Here is a 23,827-nt window from a genome sequence, read left to right on the forward strand (position 1 = left end):
TTTTTATTCAATCAGCGTGAAATTATGAATCATATTTTTAGTATTTCAAAAATTGATGTATCACATAAAAATGGAGTTTACTCATGCTTGATCAAGCACTCTTAGAAGGAACATCTAAATCAGCAGCAGAACAACAGCCTGTATCAGAAGTGATTCAACTTGGATCTTTTGTATATGGAACGTGGCATTCAAGCCATCAAGATCGACGCACGGTTGTACATGCCATTACTGGCGAGCCAATCTATAGTGTCAGCAGTCATGGCATCGACATGCAGCAAGTGGTTAAATATGCCAAGCAGAATGGTGCAACACTGGCAAATTGGACCTTCCATCAACGTGCCAATGCTTTAAAACAAATTGCACAGCACCTACTTGAGCATAAAGAAGATTTTTATCAGCTTGCCTATGCAACAGGTGCAACACGCAAAGATGCCTGGATTGATATTGAAGGTGGAATTCAGACCTTATTTGCCTACTCAAGTTTGGTACGTCGAGAGCTGAATGATGAAAAAATTATTACCGAAGACAGTTGGATTCAACTTTCAAAAAATGGCACTTTTGGCGCCAAGCATATTTTAAGCCCTAAATCGGGTGTGGCAGTTCATATCAATGCATTTAACTTCCCAATTTGGGGAATGTTAGAAAAAATTGCCCCGACGCTATTGGCTGGCGTGCCGTGTATTGTTAAACCTGCAACTGACGGTGCTCAACTCACCCAAGTAGTTGTTAAAGCGATTGAAGATACGCAACTTCTACCGAAAGGATCACTACAACTCATTTGCGGACAAATTGATGATCTTTTTGATTATTTAGGTCCACAAGATAGTGTAACCTTTACAGGCTCAGCCTACACTGGCCAAAAACTCCGTAACCACCCACATCTCAATAAATATTCAATTCCATTTAGTATGGAAGCTGATTCTGTCAACAGTGCCATCCTAAGCCCTGAAGCAGATGAAACCACAGTTGATCTGTTTGTACGTGAAGTTTTCCGAGAAATGACCACCAAAGCTGGACAAAAATGTACGGCCATCCGCCGTGCTTTCGTACCACAAGCACAACTTGAGCAAGTACAACAAAAGCTGATTGCTAAACTGGAAAAAGTGATTGTGGGCGATCCACAGAAACAAGACACCACAATGGGAGCATTAGCAAGCCCTAAACAAAAGTTGGATGTTGCAAACAAAGTTGCAGAACTGGCTAAAGATGCAAAAATTGTTTTTGGTGGTACAACAAATTTTAAATTTAATGCAGCTACTCCTGAAAATGGCGCATTCTTCCCACCAACACTTCTTCTCTGTGAACAACCATTGCAAGCCACGCATGTACACACCACCGAAGCCTTTGGTCCAGTGTGTACGCTTATGCCATATCAATCCATTGATGAGCTTGCCGATTTAGTGGCACGTGGTGAAGGTAGTCTGGTTGCATCCGTTGTCAAAAACAGTCATGAAAACATTGAACAGATTATTCAGAAAATAGCACCTTGGCATGGTCGAGTTCATATTCTGGATGAAGAATCTGCCAAAGAAAGTACAGGTCATGGCTCGCCACTACCTCATTTGATTCATGGCGGTCCTGGTCGTGCTGGTGGTGGTGAAGAACTGGGTGGCATTCGCGCAGTCAAACATTATATGCAACGGACTGCGATTCAAGGTTCGCCAAATAGCTTGACTCAAATTACCCACTCATGGACAGCAGGCTCAAACATCAAGCAAGACCGCGTACATCCTTTTAAAAAGGATTTTGATGAACTGGTCATTGGTGAACGTTTACTGACAGCGCGTCGTACAGTGACCGAAGCAGATATTGTCAATTTCGCCTGCTTAAGTGGTGATTATTTCTATGCACATACTGACAAAATTGCAGCAGCAGATTCATTCTTTGGTGAACGTGTCGCACATGGCTATTTTATCGTATCTGCAGCAGCAGGATTGTTCGTCGATGCCGCACAAGGCCCCGTGATTGCCAACTACGGTATGGACAACTTACGCTTTGTTGAGCCAGTGAAAATTGGTGATTCAATCCGTGTTGAACTGACCTGCAAACAAAAAACACCAAAACCACAAAAAGACTTATCACAACCTGCACATGGTGTGGTGGTATGGGATATAAAAGTGAAAAACCAACGCGACGAACTGGTTGCCACTTACGACATCCTAACACTGGTCGCTCGCGCAGCTTAATACATGAGCGTTGATGGATATGACATCGTATCCATCAACAAATCAACACTTAGTCTCTATCCATCAGGAAAGCAAATGAGCGCATATATCATTTTGATTCGTAAAGAACTGAAAAATAAAGATGAGATGAAAACCTATACATCTTTAGCACGCAAAGCGAGCCAAGGCTTTGATGCTGAACCGATTGTGTTTTATGGTCAGTCTATTGCTTTGGAAAATATCGAAAGCGACGGCGTGGCCATCATTAAATTTAGCAGTATGCAGGAAGCTCAAAATTGGTATCACAGTGATGCCTATCAAGAAGCTAAAAAACACCGAGATCTTGGAGGCGAATATATGGTGATTCTGACTGAAGGATTAAACTAGACAATTCAAACAAAATTAAATTACATATTTTTTTTAATTATTTAATTTAAGAATCACTTTAAAAATTATTTTAACAATAATATAAATAGTCACGCCTATACTTTTTTAAACCAAAAATCTCCCACAGCCAATGCATGTTTATTTACATTTCATAAAAACATGAAAATTCAATAAAATAATTAAAATAAATACAACAATAACAATAATAAAAATAAAATTAACCTCAAATATAGATTTCTTATTTCTTGTAAAAATCATTCTATTTTTTCAGTCAAATTAAAAATTAAGCTTTATTTAAGAATAGCTATTGAATCAAACCTATAAAATAAAATAGACTAAAAATGACACTAAATTATAAAAATAAAATTTATTTAGTATCATTTAATCCACAGTCATCATAGGAAGATGCAGAATGAATGATAACCACCCAGAAGGTATGCTCAGGAATGAGCAAAAGGCAGAGCTATCGCCTGAACAAGTGATTCAAATACATCCAGAGCCGCATTTAGAACGCGAACGTTATGGCTACCAATGGTATGTCGTCGTGATTTGCATGTTGGCTTATATTCTTTCATTTGTAGATCGTCAAATTTTATCCTTGATGATCGAACCCATTAAACATGACCTGATGCTATCCGACACCCAATTTAGTCTATTGCAAGGTTTGGCTTTTTCTTTGTTCTATGCCTTTATGGGCATCCCGATTGCCGCACTCGCTGATAAGAAATCACGGATTAAGATTATTTCGATTGGTATTGCATTCTGGAGCTTAGCAACAGCCGCATGTGGCTTAAGTAAAAACTTTGCTCAGATGTTTCTCGCACGATTAGGTGTAGGTGCTGGTGAAGCTGCATTATCCCCTGCTTTTTACTCCATCGTGACCGATTTATTCCCCAAAGAGAAACTAGGTCGTGCGTTAGGGCTATATGCGATTGGTGCTTTTATTGGCTCTGGTTTGGCTTTTTTAATTGGCGGTTATGTGATTAGTCTTTTAAAAAATGTTGATTCAGTCGTCCTGCCAGTCATTGGTCAATTAAAAACATGGCAACTCACCTTCTTTATCGTCGGGCTTCCAGGTGTTTTACTCGCTTTAGTTATGATTTTAACGGTAAAGGAACCAACACGAAAAGGCTTAAAAGTTGATCAAAATGGGCAGGTAATCCAAGCATCATTTAAAAACTCTATTGCCTTTATTAAAACCCATAAAAAGACCTTCTTTTGTCACTTTATTGGTTTCTCGTTCTATACCATGATGTTGTATTCACTGCTTGGATGGGCACCTGCATTTTACATGCGACACTTTGGCCTAGATGCCAGCCAAACAGGCTATATTCTCGGCAGTATTATTTTGGTTGCAAACACGGCTGGAGCACTATTTTGTGGATGGCTCATCGATTATTTCTCTAAAAAGGGTTATAGCGATGCAGCGATTCGAGCAGGAATGATCGGCTGTACTGCACTTATTGTTCCAAGTGTGCTGTTTACTCAAGTCGATAATATGTATTTATCCTTTGCCTTAATTTTTGTGGCTATGTTTTTCTCAACCTTTCCGATTCCCGCATCGGCTGCTGCAACTCAAATGCTTACCCCAAACCAGTTACGTGCTCAGGTCTCAGCGAAATTTCTACTGGTTTCAAATTTGATTGCTTTAGGTGTAGGTACAACCGCTGTTGCACTATTAACGGATAAATATTTTCAAAATACGTTGATGGTGGGTAACTCCATCTCAATTGTAAATGCAGTTGCAGGCTTACTCGGGGTATTTCTGCTCTACATAGGCTGCAAATATTATCGTGAAAGTATCAAACACGAACAACTCGGCTAAAAATTGTTACCCTCCTTCCTTCAAGTTGTATGAAGGAAGGTGCTCAATCTGAATTTTAAAATAATAGCGTCGAGGAATGGCGTACTAAAATTGGATATGGATTATGAATCACGTACATAAATTTAACCCGTTATACTTAAGAGCAGCAATTTTATTCGTCATGCTTGGATGCTCCAGCCCGATAGTTGTTGCAGCTGAAAACGGCAAATCTACTCAGGAAGAGTGGAAATTTACCCTGAAAAATGCCTATATCAACCGCGACTATGACAACCCAAACCTTAAAGATACAGGCAGTTGGTCACAGGCAGCTTCGTTATTTTATACATCTCAACTACATGACACACCGCTACAAATCGCAGATAAGCCTATCACGATTGGTGCAGATGCTTCTGTTCAATATGCAGTGCGTTTAAGTAAAGACAAGCATGTAGCTGATACCGTCTTACCATTTGAAACACAAACTCAATCACAAGCGTCTGACTTTTTAAAATATGGAGCAACACTTAAACTTGGTTATGACAAAACCTTGTTAAGTATTGGTGAACTGTGGCTTGATCTACCTGTAACCGCAGTTGACAACAGCCGCCAGTTACTCGCTTCCTATTGGGGCGCTAACTTAAAGTCACAACTTTCTGATCAGCTCTATGCCGAAATAGGCCGAGTAACCAAAGTATCTCCTCGCAATGAAGAAGATTTTCGCAAGTTCTCCTTTACTTCCAATGGTAAAACCGAATATTCCGATGGTTTAAATTATCTGGATTTACGCTATCAGTTCACTCCATCCCTTAAAGCAGAATATTACTTTGCTAATTTAGAAGACTTATACAACAAGCACTATCTAGGCTTAGACCATACATGGAAGCAACCAAATTTCAGCCTTAACTCCAAGTTCAAGTATTTCAATGCCAAAAATGATGGCAATAACTTTGATATTGATGCCCAAAATATTGGAATTCTGGAAATGTTAAAAGCGAATAATCAGTCCTTTGGTTTAGGTTATCAGCAGATTATAGGTGAGTCCGCTTATCCGCTGCCTGACGGCTTCCTACCTGAAACCTATTTTATTAACTGGAATGCCACAGGCTTCTTTAAAAAGAATGAAAAGTCTTATCACCTGATGTATGGCTATGATTTTAAGGACTACGTGCCTGGGCTAAATGCGATGGTGAAATATGTCTATGGTCATGATTTTAAAGCAGCCAATGGTGAGAAAAATCACGAGACTGAATCCAATCTTATTCTGAACTACGCCTTTCAACAGCCCTATCTCAAAGGCTTTGCACTGCAATACATCCGCATTGACTATGATGTGGAACACGGTAATGACTTTGGCGAGGACCGTTTGTTTGTGAACTATAGTAAACGCTTCTAAGAAGAAATCATGATCACTGGCAGCCATTCCGATATGACCCAGTGATCATACAACGATTCAATAACATCAGCAGTCTGTCAGTTTGGTCAATTTTTTTTAATTTCATTTTTTGTTATTTTTTAAAAGTCATTAAAAAACAAATGGATAAAATAGCATAGTTAGTCAAATTACCCTTTATCTTTCTCCAATCGGCATGTCAAACAAGACATAGTCTTTTTCATTGGAGCATGTCAGCATAATTTTACAACCATCCTCTAGGATAAAACCATGTCGAATATGATGAATAAAGCGCAAGGATTTGGGCTATCTTTGATCACAAAAATCGCAGGAAGCGAAGTACTTGATCAACTCAAATTAAGAAAATTTGTAGAGAAATCATTATATCAAGGTTCAAAAACTGGCTTTAAAGTACTGACAAAAACACAAAAAGCATTTAAGCCACAAGCGATCGATAAACAACGTCTGCCAAATCAGGTCAATAAAAATCTGTTTGATCTCAGTCTGACTGAAGAACAACAAATGACCGTTGACGCGATGTCACAATTTGCTGAAGAAGTTTTATATGCTTTGGCGCATGATGCAGACCATAATGCACAGTTTCCAGAACAACTTTGGCAACACCTAGTCGATTTAGGCTTGAATTACTATGCATTACCAGAGGCTTTAGGTGGTGTTGCAGCTGAACAAAATATTGTCAGTAATATCCTGATTGCCGAGAGTCTTGCTAAGGGAGATTTTAGTTTAACTGCTGGACTACTGAGCAGTTTCAGTATAATTAATGCAATCACGCGTTGGGGTTCAACCCAAGTCCAATCGATGTATTTACCTGTGTTTGCAGAAGATACTGATGTCACCGCAAGCTTCGCTTTTCAAGAAGCAACGCCTGCTTTTAATCCATTCCAGTTAAAAACCACAGCAACCGAAGCCAATGGACAATTCTATATCACCGGTGAAAAAACCTTAGTGGTTCTAGGTGATACTGCGGATGTATTCCTTGTGAGTGCAGAGTTTAATGGTCAGCCTGATATTTTCGTGGTGCAATCTAATGAAAGCATCTCCATTAAAGCCAACCCTGCAATGGGATTAAAAGCCGCTGAAACTGCAACACTGCAATTCAATCAGACTCCTGCCTTACGTTTAGGCGACAGCGATTTTGATTACACTGCATTTGTTGATCTTGGCAATCTGATGTGGTGTGCCATGTCTATTGGGACCTGTGAAGCAATCAAAGCATACTGTATCAAATATGCCAATGAACGTACTGCCTTTGGTGAACCAATCTCGCACCGTCAAAGTGTTGCCTTTATGATTGCGGATATGGCCATTGAAATCGATGCCATGCGCATGCTGGTGCTCAATGCAGCAAGCTTGGCAGAAGTAGGCAAACCGTTTCATCGAGAAGCCTATTTAGCCCGCCTGCTCTGTGCAGAAAAATCAATGAAAATCGGTACAGATGGTGTGCAGATCTTAGGTGGTCATGGCTTTACCAAAGAACATCCTGTTGAGCGCTGGTACCGCGATCTACGTGCAACTGCAGTCTTACATTCTGGCTTACATGCTTAATTGACGACCTAAGGAGAATACAATGAACTTACAAAGTCCTAAAAAATTCAAAATGATGGTCGATCAAGCACATGAAGTTGCATTGAATGTACTACGCCCAATCTCACGCAAATATGATAAAGCCGAACATGCCTATCCAAAAGAGCTCGATATGCTTGCTTCTTTGATTGATGGTATGAACGAAGGCGGTGAAGGTATTAATGCTGGTGCAGCAGTGGGCAAACGAGGTGAAACTGAATCTGGCAATAAAAATGGCAATAATATGTCAACCGCTCTGGGTGTGATTGAAATGTGCTATGGCGATACAGGCCTGTTACTTACTATGCCGCGCCAAGGTTTAGGAAATTCAGCCATTGCTGCGGTTGCCAATGATGAACAACTAGAGCGTTTTAAAAATACATGGGCTGCCATGGCAATTACCGAGCCTGGTTGTGGCTCTGATTCTGCAGCAATTCGTACTACTGCCACTAAAGATGGTGATGAATACATTCTCAACGGTGAGAAAATCTTTGTCACTTCAGGTGAGCGTGCTGACTCTGTGGTGGTTTGGGCAACTTTGGATAAAAAACTAGGTCGTGCTGCAATCAAATCTTTTGTTGTACCAAAAGGTACAGCAGGAATGAAAGTCGAACGTCTTGAGCACAAACTGGGGATTAAAGCCTCGGATACTGCCGTAATTAGCTTTATTGACTGCCGTGTTTCTGCTGCTAATTTATTGGGCAATGCAGAAATCGATGTTGCCAAAGGCTTTGCAGGCGTGATGGAAACTTTTGATAATACCCGCCCACTGGTTGCAGCAATGGCCATTGGTTGTGCTAAAGCCTCTTTGGAACGTATCAAAGAACTCTTTAAAGATCAGCTTGATGCAGACTATAAAACACCATATTTACAGACCTCAAACCTTGCTGCACAGATTTATCGCATGGAAGCTGAATGGGAAGCTGCCCGCTTGTTAACGATCAAAGCAACTTGGATGGCAGACAATAAAAAGCCAAACTCTAAAGAAGCTTCGATTGCGAAGGCAAAAGCGGGTCGCGTATGCAATGAGATCACACTGAAATGTGTCGAACTTGCTGCAAGTGTTGGTTATGCTGAGGATGAATTACTGGAAAAATGGGCACGTGACTCAAAAATTTTGGATATTTTTGAAGGTACCCAACAAATTCAGCAACTGATCATTGCCCGTCGCGAATTAGGTAAATCATCAAGTGAATTAAAGTAAGAATTTGATGAGTCAAAAAAAAGGACGTTGCAATAACGTCCTTTTTATATCCAGACCATTAACTATCGCATGGTCACGAACTCTTCCGCCGAGGTTGGGTGAATCGCAACAGTATTATCAAAGTCTTTCTTGGTTGCTCCCATTTTCAAGGCAACAGCAAAACCTTGTAAAATCTCATCCATCCCAAAACCGATACCGTGAATACCGACAATTTTTTCATTTTCACCTACACAGACTAGTTTCATCTTGGTTGGTTGACGATGTTGAGTAATCGCACTATACATAGCAGTGAACGAAGAGTTATAGACCTTAACCTCTTTTTGACCATATTTTTCAATTGCTTCTTGCTCAGTAATTCCCACTGTGCCAATCGGTGGATGGCTAAAGACTACAGTTGGAATATTGTCATAATCTAAATATTCATCTGACTTATGATTAAAGAGTCGTTCGGACAATCTTCGCCCAGCAGCTACAGCGACAGGTGTGAGCTCCATTTTCCCCGTAATGTCACCTACCGCATAAACTCCTTGCTGTGAGGTATTCTGGAATTTATCAACTTGAATATAGCCTCGCTCATCCAACTGGACATTGGCTTTCTCCAAATTCAAACTCGCAGTATTTGGCTCTCGACCAGTTGCCCAAATCAGACAATCCACTTTATGCGTTTCGCCATTTTCCAAATGCAGTGCAACACTACCATCTGTGTTTTTCGTAACCTTTTGAGGAACAGCTTGGATATGTACAGCAATACCATCTGTTCGCATCACTTCGACCAAGGTTTCACTTAAAAAAGAATCAAAGCGTCTTACAGGTAAATCCTTACGAATGAACAATCCAACCTGAGAACCCAAAGCATTCAGCACACCTGCCAATTCCACTGCAATATAGCCCGAACCAATCACAGCGGTGGTTTTTGGTAAAGCACTTAACCCAAAGAAGCCATTCGAATCTATGCCATATTCCACTCCCTCTATGTTAGGTAGAGAGGGCTGTGTACCTGTTGCAATCAGAATATGATCTGCCGTAAAGCGATCACCATTAACCTCAATGGTATTTTTATCAATGAAATAAGCTGCACCCTGAATAAGATCGACTTGATTTTTGCTTAGGCTACTTTGATAAGATTGATGAATTCTATCAATATAGGCCTGCCGATTTTTGATTAAAACCTGCCAATCAAATGACTCAACTTTAGTATTAAAACCATAATCAGGACCATATTTCTGAATCGATTCAGCGACATGGGCGGCATACCACATCACTTTTTTAGGAACACAACCGACATTGACGCAAGTCCCGCCTATTTCAGATTTTTCAATTAAGGCACATTTTTTTCCATACATCGCAGCACGATTCACTGATGCAATCCCACCACTACCACCACCAATCGCAATATAATCATAATGTTTTGTCATCTTTGCCTCATAAACCAATTACAAGATTATTTTTAAGTTATACATAGATATACAGTAAGAATATTCAAAATCTGTACTTGGTTAAGCTTTTTATACAAGAAAATAAAAAGGCACTGACGATTGCTCATCAGTGCCCTGCTTTGGCAAAGCAGTTTGGATTATGCTGTAGTTGCCATCTCGCTAGAAACTTCAGTCAGCGACTGATCAACCACACCAAATTTCTTAAACAGTTTTGCACGACGTTTCGGGAAAATATTGGCTTTATTTAAATCACCTTTGTAGTGATCAAATACACGTTTATCCATCATTTTTGACCATAGTGGCGGAATCAAAGCTGGTAATAACATACTTGCATAACCACTAGGCAATTCAGGTGCTTCATCAAAATGACGTAAAGCTTGGAATGGGCGTGTTGGATAAGCATGATGATCCGAATGACGTTGTAACTGATACAAGAATAAATTGGTCACAATATTATTATTGTTCCAGCTATGTTCTGGCATGGTACGCTCATACTTACCATTCTTATCCTTTTGACGTTTTAAACCATAGTGTTCGATATAGTTAATAATCTCAAACAAACTAATGCCATAGAACGCTTGAGTCGCTAAATAAGGAATAACACCCTTACCAAACAAACCCACCATTGAACCATGAAAAGCTGCACTCATTCCCCAGCCTTGTAATAGTTCATTCTCAGTTGACCAGAATTCTTTACCTTTACGTTTTAGACGATTGGTTTCAATCTCAATTGCAGATTTAAAAGAACCAATCACGGTACGTGGCCAAAACTCATAGAATGTTTCACCCATTTGTGAAGATGCTGGATCCTCAGGTGTAGCAGCACGTTTATGGTGGCCATAAGGATGTTCAATTCGGAAATGGTTATAACCTGTTGGCACTAAGGCTAAATGCGACAGAATATGGTCAATACGATCATGTTTATGGCTTAACTCATGTGCGGTATTAATCGCAATCCCGTTGATTGCACCCATTGAAATACCAAGAAAAATCTTATCCATAAACGATGTTTCTTTACGGCTGGTTAAATAACACGCATAGACATTAGCTGCATATTGTAGTGGAATAAAGCTTTTTACCAATCGAGAATAATATGGGTCTTTTTCTAACAGCTTAATATCTTCATCAGTTGGATTATTGGCATCTTTCCCAATAATCGTATCAATTGTTGGAATCACAATGTGTAAAACAATTGGACCACCTAAAGCAAAGATTTTTTTCAATGGACGTGGTGCAAATTGATAACCTGCCAAAATACCAATTCCGATTACAGGCAAAGCTGGGCTAATCGCCCATAAATAACGTTTCCGATCCAACTGAGTTTTTGACTTTGGAATGCTTACTGGCGTAAGTTCTTGCTCAACATTTACTGGCGCATTCATCATCGAATCCATGTCTTTGTATATATAAGTATATTTTGAGGAATTATGAAATTCATGACAGTTGCAAGCGTCCAAAAAAGCTATGTCAAAGTCTTTGGCATCATCCACCCTGTTTTTGTCCTATAAACACATATTGAGTTATTGGCGCAGCTCTCTATAATTTAAATGAATACATCGTTAAAAAATCATATGGATGCTTTAAGTAAAATATTTGCTGATATTCATTTAAATCACACTGAATATATCTACTTGAAAACTCAAGGAGAATGGAGTTTTATCTGCCAAGATCAAACCGCCTTAATTGTTCATATTGTTTTAGTTGGTTCTGTTTTTATTCAAATTGACGCACAAAATAGTTTAACTGCACATGCGGGTGAAATTGTGGTTATTCCGTCAGGAAAAGCACATACAGGCGCAGATAATACGATTACTAAACTGGTCGATGCCGTTGATATTTCAAAGCTGTTCGATGGCCATAAAGAAGATGCTATCGAATTCGGTACTCAGTCATCTGAGAAAAACCTCATTCTAACCGTGCGTTGCCAGATTGATACCATTATGGCCCGTCCTTTTATTCAGGCCTTACCTTCAATCATTCATCTCCAACATGGAGATACCAATGCACCTGAATGGCTGCAAATCGGCTTACACTTTCTGGCCTTAGAAACGCAGAATATTCAAGCTGGCCGCGATATCATCATCGATCATTTGGTCAATATTTTATTAATCAAATGTATTCGAGATCATATTCAACAAATCTCAAGTCAACATGGTTGGCTCAGCGCTTTAAATCATCCTGAGCTCAGTAACAGTTTGGCAGCCATTCACAATCATCCTGAAGATGCTTGGACGGTTGAATCATTGGCAGAACAATGCTGCATGTCACGTTCAAAGTTTGCCAGTCTATTCCATGAAGTGATTGGTGAATCACCGCTCGCTTATTTACAGCAACATCGTATGCGCCTAGCAAGCCAATATCTACGTAAAAGTAATTATTCAGTTCAACAAATTGCCAATAAAGTGGGTTACTCATCAGAAACTGCTTTTAGTCAGGCTTTTAAACGTACTTTTGAGCATTCACCTAAACAATATCGGCAACAATTTGTAGAACAGGAAAACTAAGCATAAAAAAAGACACCTCAGTGTCTTTTTTTTCAATCTAGCAATTAACGCACAATACCACGCGTTGATTGCTCTAAGGAGTCAATAAACAATTGCGCTTCTGGCGTTTTCACTAGAATTTCACTACGAATCTGTTCAATTGCCTGCTCAGCAGTTAAACCTGATTTATAGATCAGCTTATAAGCTTCTCTTAAGCCCTGAATAGTGTCTCTTGACCAGCCTTTGCGACGCATGCCTTCGATATTCATACCATAAGCACGTGCCGGATTACCAGAAGCCATGATATAGGCTGGTACATCTTTAAGAATTAAGGCTGCTCCGCCAATCATACTGTAGGAATCAATACGGCAGAATTGATGAATACCCGCATTACCGCCAACAATTACATGATCGCCCACATGGACGTGCCCAGCAACACCCACATTATTGGCAAAAATATTATGATTGCCAATCACACAGTCATGCGCAATATGTGTATTGACCATCAACAAGTTATGGCTGCCAATTTTGGTCAGGCTATGATCCTGAACCGTGCCTCTATGTAAAGTACAATGTTCACGAATCGAGTTATGATCACCAATTTCTAACCAAGTTTCTTCGCCCTGATATTTTAAATCCTGACAAATTTCCCCAATACTTGAGAATTGAAAAATATCATTATTTTTTCCAATTCTGGTAAATCCACCAATGACAACATGTGAATGTAATTTTGTACCTGAGTCAATACTTACATTTGGACCCACAACGCTATACGGACCAATTTGTACATCAGATGCGATTTCTGCAGACGGGTCAATAATTGCTGTGGGATGTATTAAATTTTGACTACTCATGTCTGCTCAATTTTCTGGTGGGAAATAATAATCTCTGCCGTCGCAGCAACAATGCCATCGACACTAGCCGTACAATTGTACTTGTAAATGCCACGTTTTTGCATCACAAGTTCTGATTTTAAGACAAGCTGGTCACCTGCAACAACTTGTTTCTTAAATCTGATTTTTTCTGCACCTGCAAATAAGAACAGCGAACCTGCTTTCGGCTTTTGATTAGTTAAGACAAAACCCAAAATTCCAGAAACCTGTGCTAATGCTTCAATCATCAGTACACCAGGCATAATTGGATAGGTCGGGAAATGCCCTTGGAAAAACTCTTCATTAATAGAAACGTTTTTATAACCGACAATACTATTCTCAGTAATTTCTGTAACGCGATCAACGAGTAAAAATGGATAACGATGCGGTAAATATTCACGAATCGTAAGAATATCCATGGGTAATTCAGGCATCGTGAATGCAGGTAATGTAGTCTCAGTCATAATAAATTATTTACGTAACTTAAAGGTTGATTCAAGGGACTCTAATTGAGCTTGCATATGATCAAGCCTTTTAGTGATTTGGGTCAATGGCACATCTGCTAATTGTCTGAGACGTACAATTGTCTTTTTCCAATGACTATTTTCAAAAAGCCCCATCCCTGAAGAATACGTTCCAGCTTCAGAAATATTTTTTGTGACCATTGACATCGCGGTAAGAGTGACATTATCGGTTATTTCAAGATGTCCAACCACCCCTGAGGCGCCACCCATGATACAGTTTTTGCCAATTTTTGCACTTCCTGCAATTCCGCAATTTGCAGCAATCGCAGTATTTTCTCCAATCTGAACATTGTGAGCAATTTGCACAAGGTTATCAATAATGACACCATCAGCCAGAATTGTATCGTCCAATGCACCGCGATCAATACTGCAGTTAGAACCAATCCGGACATCATTTCCGATACGAACTGAACCCAGCTGCGCAATACGATGCCACTTATTTTGATAAGGTGCGAAGCCAAACCCTTCTGAACCAATCACTGTATTGGCATGAATACGAACACGATCTTTTAATTTTGCAGCACCCGTAATCGTAACATGTGCATCAATAAAGCAATCTTTACCCACTTCGACATCATCATCAAGGAATGCATGTGCTTGGATAATTGTATTACTACCCACAACACAGTTTTCACCAATAACAACGTAATGCCCAATATAAGCATCATCGGCAATAATGGCAGAAGGATGAATTTGAGCACTACGCTCAATACCTCGCTGAGAAATCTTTTTTTCAAACAAGTGCGTTAACATAGCAAATGCTAAATAAGGGTTGTCAACAACAATAAAATTTTGTTTACTTGCGAGTTGTTGTTTAAGTGCGGCTGTAACGATATATGCACCCGCATGACTCGCTTCTGCTTGTGCTAAATATTTGTCATTATTTACAAAGCAAATATGCTGTTTTTGTGCACATTCAAAACTTGCCAAATCTGAAATTTGGAAATCTTTTTCACCGAAAAGCTCACCTTTGACAAGGTGAGCAATTTCTTCTAAACGATAAGTACGTCTATTCATTGATTATTTAATTGCGTTAACCTTTTGAATCATTTTATCAGTTAAATCATACTGAGCGTCAGAGGCTATCGTAGAATTTTTATTCAAAATGAAGTCAAAGTTGTTTTCTTTACGCAATTGTTCAGCAGCTTGCTTAACACGAGATTCAAAAGTTGTATTCATTGCTTGTAAGCTTGACTGAACTTTGGTCTGTAAACCTTGTTGAGTGCTATTAAACTCACTTAACTTCGACTGATACTGAGCAGTGAGCTTTTGGATATCCGCCTGATTCATTTTTTGACCGTCGGTCTGTGCTTTTTGCTGTAAAGACTCTAACTCTTTACCCAATTGCTCAAGTCGAGTTGAAGTAGGTTTTACTGACTGAGTAAGACTCGCATTTTGTTGTTTTAGATAAGTACTGCTTTCAACAACTTTAGCTAAATCAACTACAGCAAGACCAGCAGCATTTACAGTTGCAGAAACCGTAAACCCTAAACCTAACATCAACATTGTTAATTTTTTCATTATTGCATCCTTTATATATTTTACCGCGCTAAACGAGGTCGTCCTTAGAAGGTACGACCGATTTCGAATTGGATAGATTTGGTGTCATCGCCTGGTTTATCATTCAATGGGAATGCATAGCTCAGCGATAATGGACCAATCATGGTAATCCATGTGAAGCCAACACCAACGCTATAACGCATATTGCCGAGATCAAACTTATTGTTATCGTTGCAATATTGCTTCATATCAATATTTGTACCGTAGACTTTACCTTTTGGTATGTCACATTTCGTATCAAAAACTTGAGCACCTTCGGCAAATAAGACTGGACGCACTTGACGAGTCCAATCACCTTTAAATGGTAAAGGAAGGGCAAGTTCTGTACCAAACTGAACCAAAGCATTACCGCCAACTTCTTCAGGATCCGGGTCATTTTGCCCTTGCTCTTGGAAAATTACACTTGGGTATTTAGGTCCTAATGAGCTGTTATCATAGCCACGTACTGAGCCATAACCACCTGCATAGAAGTTTTTATAGAATGGTAAATCATTACCATAACCTAACTTACCATAACCACGAAGTACGAACCCGCCCCAAAGTGATTTAAATGCTTGAGCATCATAAGTCAACTTTTGATAATCAACATCGCTGCCTGGTAAACCAATTTCTAAACCAACACGATGCGACATACCCGATGTCGGGAAAATTGGTCTATTCAATGTATTATAAGACCAACCTAAATTTAACATATAGGTTAAGAAAGTACCTTCAAACGCATTACCATATTCTGTTAGATTCATTGCATTGAAATCTTTATCAACACAATTGGTAGCTAAATCATAGCCATCTGGTAGTGGATTAGGTGGCGTCTTTCCTTTTTCTGCATCAATATCTTTTTGTGACTTATAAGTACCTGAACAGTAAGAGCTTGTAGAGGTTTGCTTACCACCGTTCGCCAATAAATAATCACGGATATAAGTTGAAACACTTGGACCTGTTCTTACCTTAGTTTGATCTATACCAATAGAGGCACTCAAACTTTGGTTTTCATCAATCGGATAACCAAAACTTAAACTACCGCCGATACTATCAGTTACATAGTTATTAACGTTATAGTCTTTGTTTAACTTGGTTTTACGATAGTAAACGTTATAACCACGGCTGACACCATCAATGGTGAAGTATGGGTCAGTCACACTTAAGTTATAGTAATCTTGAGTTTCTGAACGAGATAAATCGATCGCAACACGATTACCCGTACCCATAAAGTTGGTTTGACTTAAACCGGCTTGGAAGGTTACACCACCATTTTGCGAATAACCTACAGCCAGCGTGGTTGTACCTGAATGTTGCTCTTCAACATTCACATTCAAATCAACTTCATCTGGAGAGTTTGGAACACGAACAGGTTTAACATCAACTGTTTTAAAGAAGCCTGTACGCTCTAAACGAACTTTAGATAAGTCAATTTTTTCATTACTTGCCAATGCACCTTCCATTTGGCGCATTTCACGACGCAATACTTCATCAGCAGTTTTACTGTTGCCGGTGAAATTAATACGACGTACCGTAACCTGTTGACCTGGATTGATATAATAGTTTAAACCAACAATACCTGTTTCATTATTAATATCAGGTACAACATTCACTTCAGCATAGTAATAGCCTGCATTACCATACTTACGCAATAACAATTGCTTGACTGCATTCACTTTTTCTTGCGAATACGTTTCGCCATCTTTATACAATTTAAGTGCTTGCAACTCTTCAGGTTTATAAAGTGCATCACCTAAGAACTTTGTTTCACCAAACTTAAACTGGCTACCCTCATCAACTGAAACCTCAATAAAGATATGTTTTTTATCTTCACTGATATTTAATTGAGAGTTGATGATATTAAAGTTGATATAACCTTTGTTTAAATATAAGGCACGTAAAGCTTCCAAACTTGCAGCCATTTTTTCACGTGCATAGCGGTCATTACGGGTAACAATAGAAGCCCAACCGCTTTCCTTCACCGCAAAGGCTTGCTTGATATCGCTATCGCTAAAGACCGTATTACCAATAATATTGATATCGAATACTTTCGCTGCCGTACCTTCATTAAAGTTAAGTTTTAACTCAACACGGTTATTCGGACGAGCCACCGTTTCAACCGTTACATCTGCATCATAACGACCTTGCTGGGTGTATTGTTGCTCAAGCTCAGTTTCAATGGTCTGCAATGCAGACTTCTTAAATACTTCACCTTCGGCAATACCCATCTTCTTTAAGCCTTGTTCTAAAGCTTCTTTCGGAATAAGTTTATTACCTTTAAATTCCAATTTCGAAATAATTGGACGTTCAACAACTTTAAAGACTAAAACATCATTTTCTTTATAGGTTTTAATATCGTCAAATAAACCTGAGGCATATAAAGTGCGGATTGACTCAGCAATCATTGGGTCACTTACTCTATCGCCACTATTTATTGGTAACATAGAATAGATACTTGCAGGTGTTAAACGCACTAAGCCATCAATTCGTATATCTCGTGCAAGAAACTCATCTGCTGCGTATGCTTGTTGTACCACTGCCATCGCACTAACCAGTGCCAAAGGCATTAATAAATGTGTGTGACGCATGCCCATATATTTTCCAGTAAGTTAAATTCCATTTGCGTTGTTATAAACGCATGAAGTCGTTAAATAAAGCCAAAAGCATCATGCTACCGAGCAGTACCATACCAACTTTTAGACCAAACATCTGTATTTGTTCAGAAACAGGTTTACCACGAATTGCTTCGATGAAGTAATAAACTAAGTGACCACCATCAAGCATCGGAATGGGTAATAAATTTAGAATTCCCAAGCTCACACTCATCAAAGCCATAAATGAAATAAAGGTTTGCCAACCCATTTCAGCACTTTGGCCAGCGACTTTTGCTATGGTGATTGGACCAGATAAATTATCCAAACCAATTAAACCACGTACCATTTTGATAATAGAGTTAAAAATCATGCCCGAAAGCTGTGTGGTCTTTTCAAATGCAACAACCAAAGCTTCTATAGGTGAATATTGAATGGTTTGCTTATAATCATTCGGAATTGTGATTTTACCTGCATCACTTTTCACACCAAGCATTCCCGTCGTATTACCCATATTATCGCGCTGCCCTTGAGGCATCACTTGCAAATGGACAAGTTGACCTTGACGCATCACATCAATATTTAAAAGCTTTTCTGGCGAACTTTGAACAACCGCAACTACATCAAACCAATCTTTCATTGCTACGTTATCAATTGCAACAATTTGGTCGCCAGCTTTCATACCTTGGCGTATTGCAGCACCATCAGTGCTTAATTCTTTAACCACTGCAGGAATCTGAGGACGATATGGTAGAAAACCCAGTACATCCAAAGGCGACTGACTTTGATCTTTTAAAAATTCTTTAATAGGTAAACTAAATTGTTTTTCAGTTCCAGCACGATCAACAATGATCGAGACTTGCCCAGTTTCACCAACACGATTGACTAAAGCATAATTTAGCTTTCCCATGTTGGCGTTGTTTGTCCGTCAACATTGATAATCTTATCGCCCACTTTTAAATCAACCTGAGCGGCTGGCGTATTTGGTATCACTTTACCAATACGAGTATTCAACTGCTCTTGTGCTGGTAAAAATAAAATCCAGAACAGAAACACTGCAAAAATCAGGTTAATCAGAGGACCAGCAGCGACAATTGCAATCCGCTTCCACGGAGATTGACGGTTAAATGCATAAGGCAAATCTTGCTCAGCAACATTACCTTCTCGCTCATCCAACATTTTGACATAACCACCTAGAGGTAATGCCGAAAGCTGATATTGAATCCCTGATTTTTTAGATTGCCATTTCAATAAAGTTGGACCAAAGCCGATGGAATAAACCAACACTTTGACACCTAATCTACGTGCAACCCAATAATGACCAAATTCATGAATTGCGATCAGAGGGCCAAGCAATAAAATCGCTGCAACAATCATAAATAGTGCATTCATACGATTTAGCCTCCTATACTCACAATATACTTTTCTGCAATCCGTCTTGCGATCATATCAGTCTGCAAAATGATGTCTATGTTTTCTGCTTTAGCATTTTGTACAGTTTGCAAAGTATTTTCGACCACTTGAGCAATCTGAGTAAATCGAATCCTTTGCTGCAAAAATGCTGCAACCGCAATTTCATTAGCCGCATTTAAAATGGTTGGCGCTAAACCACCCGCACGCATTGCCTGACGTGCTAAATCCAATGCTGGAAATTTAACAAGATCAGGTGATTGGAAATTTAATTGAGCTGTTTCAAATAAATTTAAAGCAGGAACATGTGTTGCCAAACGTTTTGGCCATGCCAATGCATGTGCAATCGGCGTACACATATCAGGATTACCCATTTGTGCCAAAGTTGAACCATCCACGTATTGCACCATGGAATGAATAATACTTTGTGGATGAACAACAACTGTAACAAAATGTTCTGATATTGAAAACAAATGACAAGCTTCGATCAATTCTAAGCCTTTATTCATTAAAGTTGCTGAATCAACCGAAATTTTCTGCCCCATAGACCAGTTTGGATGCTTACATGCTTGTTGCGGTGTTACATCATGCAATTGTTCTAAGGTGTGATTCAGAAAAGGACCACCCGATGCAGTTAAAAGAATTTGCGAAACACCCAATTGTGGCTGGCCTGTTCTTTCTGCATTTAAATAATTATGAGGTAAAGATTGAAAGATTGCATTGTGCTCAGAGTCCACAGGCAATAACAGCGCATTATTATCTTTTGCAGCTTGCATCATGATGTCGCCTGACATCACCAATGATTCTTTATTCGCTAATAGAACACGCTTACCTGCTTTTACAGCAGCAAGTGTGGGCAACAGTCCAGCCGCACCCACAATCGCTGCCATCACAATATCGACATCAACATGTTCAGCAATTGTGATCAAACCTGCTTCATCCGTTAAAATTTCAATCTGTTTTAGATTTTCTTGATTGAAACGTTGCTGCAACTCAAATGCTTTTTCATTTGGTACAACAACAATTTTCGGATGATATTTTTTACAAATTTCTAAAAGTTCATCTAAACGACTATATGCAGAGACTGCAAATACAGTGTATTGATCTGGGTGTTGTTCCAATACTTTTAAAGTACTTTGTCCAATTGAACCCGTAACACCCAATATACAAACAGCTTGAGTCATTTAAAGATCTACACCAATAAGTTTTAATATATACATACCTGTCGCAAAAATCGGTGCAGCAGCAAGTAAAGAATCTATACGATCTAATACACCACCATGCCCAGGAAGAACACGACCTGAATCTTTGATTCCCGCACGACGCTTAATCATAGATTCAAACAAATCACCTAACACAGATGCAAACACGGTAACTATTGAAAGGATTAAAAATAAAATAAGCTGTACAACACTTAAATTTAAATAGAAATATTGTACAACCAACATAATGATAATTGTAGTTGCAATGCCGCCATATAAACCTTCAACAGATTTATTTGGGCTTACAAATGGTGCGAGTTTTTTCTTACCAAATTTACGCCCAACGAAATATGCACCACTATCCGCACCCCATACTAACAGGAACAAATACATCAACCACCATGGCGAACTATGCCAAACGGCATAAAGTGCGGTAACAGCAGCAGATATCAGAATAAAGCCAACTACATATAAGGATACGTTGTACCAACTATCTGATTCAGGGAAATTTTTAACCCAATAAATACTGCCTAACCACGTAAGAATAGATGCTGCCCACAGTAAAAGTGCGACATCATCAAAGAATAATGCCAGTGTTGATATTGCTGCAACACATCCACCATATACCCACGCTTTAGGTTTTGACACAGGCGCGACTGCACGAGGCATAAGCTTAAACCACTCATAACCTGCAACCCCCGCAGCTAAAATCATAAGCATAAACATTGGATAATGTGATTGCGTTGCAAACATGCAACTTAAAACAACAGCAACTAACACCAATGCGGTAATAATCCGCTCTAACATTATTAATTCTCTATTTTCGCTTGTTGAATCTGTTCTGAGGTTTTACCAAAGCGTCTTTCACGTCCTGAAAAAACACGAAATGCGTGATCTAACTCTTTCACTGTAAACTCGGGCCATAAAGTATCGGTAAAATACAATTCGGCATACGCAGCTTGCCACAGTAAAAAGTTAGACAAACGATAGTCACCGCCTGTACGAATTAACAAATCGACAGCAGGAAGATCATTTAGACTGACATATTTATCAAATAAATCAACATTTATCTGATCTGCTTGAAGTTTTCCAGCAAGCACATCTTGAGCAATGACTTTTGCGGCCTGAGCCATATCCCACATGCCACCATAACTAATGGCAATGGTGAGTGTCATTGAATCAAAAACTGCTGTTTTCTGCTCTGCATATCGCATTAAATCACGCAACTCATTCGATAACCGAGAACGGTCTCCAATGAAACGAAGCGCGATATTGAATTTCTCCATACGAGGCAGCTGCTCATGAATTGTTTCTTCTAACAATCTCATTAACAGATCAACTTCATACTGTGGTCGATTCCAGTTTTCGCTTGAGAATGCAAAAACCGTTAATGCACGAACACCTTCTTTTTTACAATGCTCAACAATAGGATCCAAGACATTCTTGCCTTCTCGATGCCCATCGCCTTTTTGCATTTGCTTTTTTTTGGCAAAACGATTGTTGCCATCCATGATGATGGCAACATGTTGAGGAAGAAGCGGTTCTTCTTGCAAGGTCATAGTAATATCAGACCTTCATCAACTCTGCTTCTTTCGCTGCAAGACGCTTATCAACTTCTGCAACATATTTATCAGTCATTTTCTGGATTTCATCTGATGCACGGCGATCATCATCTTCAGAAATTTCTTTTTCTTTCAACAATGCTTTGATATCACCTAACACATCACGACGAATATTACGAATCGCAACTTTGGCATTTTCAGCTTCTGAACGAGCAACCTTCTGCATGTCACGACGAGTTTCTTCAGTTAATGCCGCCATTGGTACACGGATTGCATCAGCAGTAATTGGGTTCAATCCCAAACCTGCTTCACGAATCGCTTTATCAATCGCAGCAACCATCGAACGCTCAAATGGTTGAACCAATAGTGTACGTGAATCTTCAAGTCCAACGTTTGCCACTTGATTCAATGGAACATCAGAGCCATAGTAAGAAACCATCACACCATTTAAAATAGATGGGTGCGCACGACCTGTACGAACTTTAGCAAAGCCTAACTCTAACGAGTCAAGCGACTTCTGCATACGCTGTTCGCCATCTTGTTTGAGATCGTTAATCATATGATCTTCCTTACTTATTCATAGGTATTACAAAATATTTAGACATTAGTATAAAGAGCTTTATGGCTCACGTACATGAGGGTTTATTAACATTTCACAGATGATTGCGACAGAGAATGTTTTTTAGGCGATACAAGGCATGTTTTATGAAATTTAGCCATTCTAAATAAATTAAACATAACGCAGTAGCGCCAAAAAAGATTCCTGCCCCTCTGGGTTATGACTAAAACTGCCACAAACGTCGTTATGAAACTCAATAAGGGTATCGCCATTATTTTCGCTTCATGCCTAGTTTGTGTTGTTTTAGTCTATAACGCAATGCATGGTGAAATATTAACAAACCCTAATTAGTAACGTGAGTACCCTCTTTTTCGCCCATTACAACAGAAAGTAACGCACCAGATTTGTTCATATCAAAAACTTGCAATGGAACATTGTGGTCACGACATAAACAAATTGCCGTAAGATCCATTACACCAAGCTTCTCATCTAAAACCTGATCAAAAGTTAAATGATCATATTTAACCGCATCATCGTACTTACTTGGATCTTTATTATAAACTCCATCAACTTTAGTTGCTTTTAAAATCAAGTTTGATTCGATCTCAATACCACGCAGGCAAGCAGCTGTGTCCGTAGTAAAGAATGGGTTACCTGTACCCGCAACAAATACACAAACTTCGCCTTGGCTTAAGTGACGAATCGCATCACGGCTTGAATATGGCTCAACCACGGTACCAATCGACAAAGCTGACATTAAACGCGTTTTGATATTACGGCGTACCAATGCATCACGCAGTGCCAAACCATTCATTACCGTTGCCAACATACCCATTTGGTCACCCGTAACACGACCAACCAAACCATCTTTTTGCAATTGGCTACCGCGATACAAATTACCACCACCAACAACAATACCAACTTGAACGCCTAAACCAACCAAGTGAGCGATTGAAAGTGACATTTGATCTAATACTTGGGCATCAATACCCATATCTTTATTGCCTGCTAAAGCTTCACCTGAAAGCTTTAGCAAAATACGTGCATAACGTGGATTCTTAGAAGCTGACATACTTTTCTCCAAACCGACCAATCTCAAAACTTTCTTAAATTTA

General features: G+C 39.3%; 19 protein-coding genes and 1 pseudogene. 7 read left to right on the forward strand and 13 right to left on the reverse strand.

The window, feature by feature from the left end; genetic code table 11:
- The first annotated feature begins 83 nt into the window (after positions 1 to 83).
- The 6 genes from paaZ to FPL17_RS05950 all read left to right on the forward strand — a co-directional run bounded on the left by paaZ (position 84) and on the right by FPL17_RS05950 (position 8,534).
- On the forward strand, positions 84 to 2,186 hold the full coding sequence (gene paaZ, locus FPL17_RS05925) for a phenylacetic acid degradation bifunctional protein PaaZ (protein WP_159883917.1): 2,103 nt from the start codon (positions 84 to 86) through the stop codon (positions 2,184 to 2,186).
- Between the two features lie 75 nt (positions 2,187 to 2,261).
- Entirely contained in the window at positions 2,262 to 2,552 is a 291-nt protein-coding gene (locus FPL17_RS05930) for a DUF1330 domain-containing protein (protein ID WP_159883919.1), read from the forward strand.
- Positions 2,553 to 2,964: 412 nt separating this feature from the next.
- Entirely contained in the window at positions 2,965 to 4,377 is a 1,413-nt protein-coding gene (locus FPL17_RS05935; protein WP_159883921.1) for a spinster family MFS transporter, read from the forward strand.
- A 103-nt stretch (positions 4,378 to 4,480) separates the two neighbouring features.
- Complete coding sequence (locus tag FPL17_RS05940) at positions 4,481 to 5,749, forward strand: OprD family outer membrane porin (protein ID WP_159883923.1); 1,269 nt, start codon at positions 4,481 to 4,483, stop codon at positions 5,747 to 5,749.
- 276 nt (positions 5,750 to 6,025) lie between these two features.
- Positions 6,026 to 7,312 carry an acyl-CoA dehydrogenase family protein gene (locus tag FPL17_RS05945; protein ID WP_171519534.1) on the forward strand — a complete coding sequence of 429 codons (1,287 nt, stop codon included), beginning with the start codon at positions 6,026 to 6,028 and terminating at the stop codon, positions 7,310 to 7,312.
- Positions 7,313 to 7,334: 22 nt separating this feature from the next.
- Positions 7,335 to 8,534 (forward strand): acyl-CoA dehydrogenase family protein, encoded by a 1,200-nt coding sequence (locus FPL17_RS05950; protein WP_159883927.1) that lies wholly within the window; start codon positions 7,335 to 7,337, stop codon positions 8,532 to 8,534.
- Between the two features lie 62 nt (positions 8,535 to 8,596).
- Here FPL17_RS05950 and gorA read toward each other — a convergent pair whose 3' ends face one another.
- On the reverse strand, positions 8,597 to 9,949 hold the full coding sequence (gorA, locus tag FPL17_RS05955) for a glutathione-disulfide reductase (protein ID WP_159883929.1): 1,353 nt from the start codon (positions 9,947 to 9,949) through the stop codon (positions 8,597 to 8,599).
- Between the two features lie 158 nt (positions 9,950 to 10,107).
- Complete coding sequence (locus tag FPL17_RS05960) at positions 10,108 to 11,352, reverse strand: alkane 1-monooxygenase (RefSeq protein ID WP_159883931.1); 1,245 nt, start codon at positions 11,350 to 11,352, stop codon at positions 10,108 to 10,110.
- Positions 11,353 to 11,541: 189 nt separating this feature from the next.
- Here FPL17_RS05960 and FPL17_RS05965 point away from each other — a divergent pair, with 189 nt between their 5' ends.
- Entirely contained in the window at positions 11,542 to 12,474 is a 933-nt protein-coding gene (locus FPL17_RS05965) for an AraC family transcriptional regulator (RefSeq protein WP_159886807.1), read from the forward strand.
- A 44-nt stretch (positions 12,475 to 12,518) separates the two neighbouring features.
- Here the strand turns inward: FPL17_RS05965 and lpxA are convergent, their stop codons facing one another.
- From lpxA to pyrH, 11 genes and pseudogenes are all read right to left on the reverse strand, one after another.
- Positions 12,519 to 13,307, reverse strand: a complete 789-nt coding sequence (gene lpxA / locus FPL17_RS05970) for an acyl-ACP--UDP-N-acetylglucosamine O-acyltransferase (RefSeq protein ID WP_159883933.1) — start codon at positions 13,305 to 13,307, stop codon at positions 12,519 to 12,521.
- On the reverse strand, positions 13,304 to 13,789 hold the full coding sequence (gene fabZ, locus FPL17_RS05975) for a 3-hydroxyacyl-ACP dehydratase FabZ (RefSeq protein ID WP_005152665.1): 486 nt from the start codon (positions 13,787 to 13,789) through the stop codon (positions 13,304 to 13,306). Before fabZ ends, lpxA begins: the two co-directional genes overlap by 4 nt.
- A gap of 6 nt (positions 13,790 to 13,795) precedes the next feature.
- Positions 13,796 to 14,866, reverse strand: a complete 1,071-nt coding sequence (gene lpxD / locus FPL17_RS05980) for a UDP-3-O-(3-hydroxymyristoyl)glucosamine N-acyltransferase (protein WP_159883935.1) — start codon at positions 14,864 to 14,866, stop codon at positions 13,796 to 13,798.
- 3 nt (positions 14,867 to 14,869) lie between these two features.
- Complete coding sequence (locus tag FPL17_RS05985) at positions 14,870 to 15,370, reverse strand: OmpH/Skp family outer membrane protein (protein WP_005212145.1); 501 nt, start codon at positions 15,368 to 15,370, stop codon at positions 14,870 to 14,872.
- A gap of 44 nt (positions 15,371 to 15,414) precedes the next feature.
- Positions 15,415 to 17,982 (reverse strand): outer membrane protein assembly factor BamA, encoded by a 2,568-nt coding sequence (bamA, locus tag FPL17_RS05990; protein WP_159883937.1) that lies wholly within the window; start codon positions 17,980 to 17,982, stop codon positions 15,415 to 15,417.
- Between the two features lie 34 nt (positions 17,983 to 18,016).
- A pseudogene (gene rseP, locus FPL17_RS05995) lies at positions 18,017 to 19,371 on the reverse strand (RIP metalloprotease RseP).
- 5 nt (positions 19,372 to 19,376) lie between these two features.
- Entirely contained in the window at positions 19,377 to 20,573 is a 1,197-nt protein-coding gene (ispC, locus tag FPL17_RS06000) for a 1-deoxy-D-xylulose-5-phosphate reductoisomerase (protein WP_159883939.1), read from the reverse strand.
- Positions 20,574 to 21,398: a phosphatidate cytidylyltransferase gene (locus FPL17_RS06005; protein ID WP_005188935.1), complete on the reverse strand. Its 825-nt coding sequence runs from the start codon at positions 21,396 to 21,398 to the stop codon at positions 20,574 to 20,576. It lies immediately after the preceding gene.
- A gap of 2 nt (positions 21,399 to 21,400) precedes the next feature.
- Entirely contained in the window at positions 21,401 to 22,150 is a 750-nt protein-coding gene (gene uppS, locus FPL17_RS06010) for a polyprenyl diphosphate synthase (RefSeq protein ID WP_159883941.1), read from the reverse strand.
- A 7-nt stretch (positions 22,151 to 22,157) separates the two neighbouring features.
- Positions 22,158 to 22,712, reverse strand: a complete 555-nt coding sequence (gene frr, locus FPL17_RS06015; protein WP_004807417.1) for a ribosome recycling factor — start codon at positions 22,710 to 22,712, stop codon at positions 22,158 to 22,160.
- Between the two features lie 343 nt (positions 22,713 to 23,055).
- Positions 23,056 to 23,784 (reverse strand): UMP kinase, encoded by a 729-nt coding sequence (gene pyrH / locus FPL17_RS06020; protein WP_005152641.1) that lies wholly within the window; start codon positions 23,782 to 23,784, stop codon positions 23,056 to 23,058.
- Positions 23,785 to 23,827: the final 43 nt, after the last annotated feature.

Origin of the sequence: Acinetobacter dispersus (assembly GCF_009884975.1) — a bacterium.
Lineage (GTDB): Bacteria > Pseudomonadota > Gammaproteobacteria > Pseudomonadales > Moraxellaceae > Acinetobacter > Acinetobacter dispersus.

What these genes read in the sequence shown, in the direction of transcription:
- FPL17_RS05930 (WP_159883919.1), top strand. Translation starts at nt 2,262, where the DNA reads ATGAGCGCATATATCATTTTGATTCGTAAAGAACTGAAAAATAAAGAT.
- FPL17_RS05945 (WP_171519534.1), top strand. Translation starts at nt 6,026, where the DNA reads ATGATGAATAAAGCGCAAGGATTTGGGCTATCTTTGATCACAAAAATC.
- frr (WP_004807417.1), bottom strand. Translation starts at nt 22,712, where the DNA reads ATGATTAACGATCTCAAACAAGATGGCGAACAGCGTATGCAGAAGTCG.
- bamA (WP_159883937.1), bottom strand. Translation starts at nt 17,982, where the DNA reads ATGGGCATGCGTCACACACATTTATTAATGCCTTTGGCACTGGTTAGT.
- gorA (WP_159883929.1), bottom strand. Translation starts at nt 9,949, where the DNA reads ATGACAAAACATTATGATTATATTGCGATTGGTGGTGGTAGTGGTGGG.
- uppS (WP_159883941.1), bottom strand. Translation starts at nt 22,150, where the DNA reads ATGACCTTGCAAGAAGAACCGCTTCTTCCTCAACATGTTGCCATCATC.
- FPL17_RS05935 (WP_159883921.1), top strand. Translation starts at nt 2,965, where the DNA reads ATGAATGATAACCACCCAGAAGGTATGCTCAGGAATGAGCAAAAGGCA.
- FPL17_RS05960 (WP_159883931.1), bottom strand. Translation starts at nt 11,352, where the DNA reads ATGAATGCGCCAGTAAATGTTGAGCAAGAACTTACGCCAGTAAGCATT.
- pyrH (WP_005152641.1), bottom strand. Translation starts at nt 23,784, where the DNA reads ATGTCAGCTTCTAAGAATCCACGTTATGCACGTATTTTGCTAAAGCTT.
- ispC (WP_159883939.1), bottom strand. Translation starts at nt 20,573, where the DNA reads ATGACTCAAGCTGTTTGTATATTGGGTGTTACGGGTTCAATTGGACAA.
- FPL17_RS05940 (WP_159883923.1), top strand. Translation starts at nt 4,481, where the DNA reads ATGAATCACGTACATAAATTTAACCCGTTATACTTAAGAGCAGCAATT.
- fabZ (WP_005152665.1), bottom strand. Translation starts at nt 13,789, where the DNA reads ATGACTGAGACTACATTACCTGCATTCACGATGCCTGAATTACCCATG.
- FPL17_RS06005 (WP_005188935.1), bottom strand. Translation starts at nt 21,398, where the DNA reads ATGTTAGAGCGGATTATTACCGCATTGGTGTTAGTTGCTGTTGTTTTA.
- lpxD (WP_159883935.1), bottom strand. Translation starts at nt 14,866, where the DNA reads ATGAATAGACGTACTTATCGTTTAGAAGAAATTGCTCACCTTGTCAAA.
- FPL17_RS05985 (WP_005212145.1), bottom strand. Translation starts at nt 15,370, where the DNA reads ATGAAAAAATTAACAATGTTGATGTTAGGTTTAGGGTTTACGGTTTCT.
- paaZ (WP_159883917.1), top strand. Translation starts at nt 84, where the DNA reads ATGCTTGATCAAGCACTCTTAGAAGGAACATCTAAATCAGCAGCAGAA.
- FPL17_RS05965 (WP_159886807.1), top strand. Translation starts at nt 11,542, where the DNA reads ATGGATGCTTTAAGTAAAATATTTGCTGATATTCATTTAAATCACACT.
- lpxA (WP_159883933.1), bottom strand. Translation starts at nt 13,307, where the DNA reads ATGAGTAGTCAAAATTTAATACATCCCACAGCAATTATTGACCCGTCT.
- FPL17_RS05950 (WP_159883927.1), top strand. Translation starts at nt 7,335, where the DNA reads ATGAACTTACAAAGTCCTAAAAAATTCAAAATGATGGTCGATCAAGCA.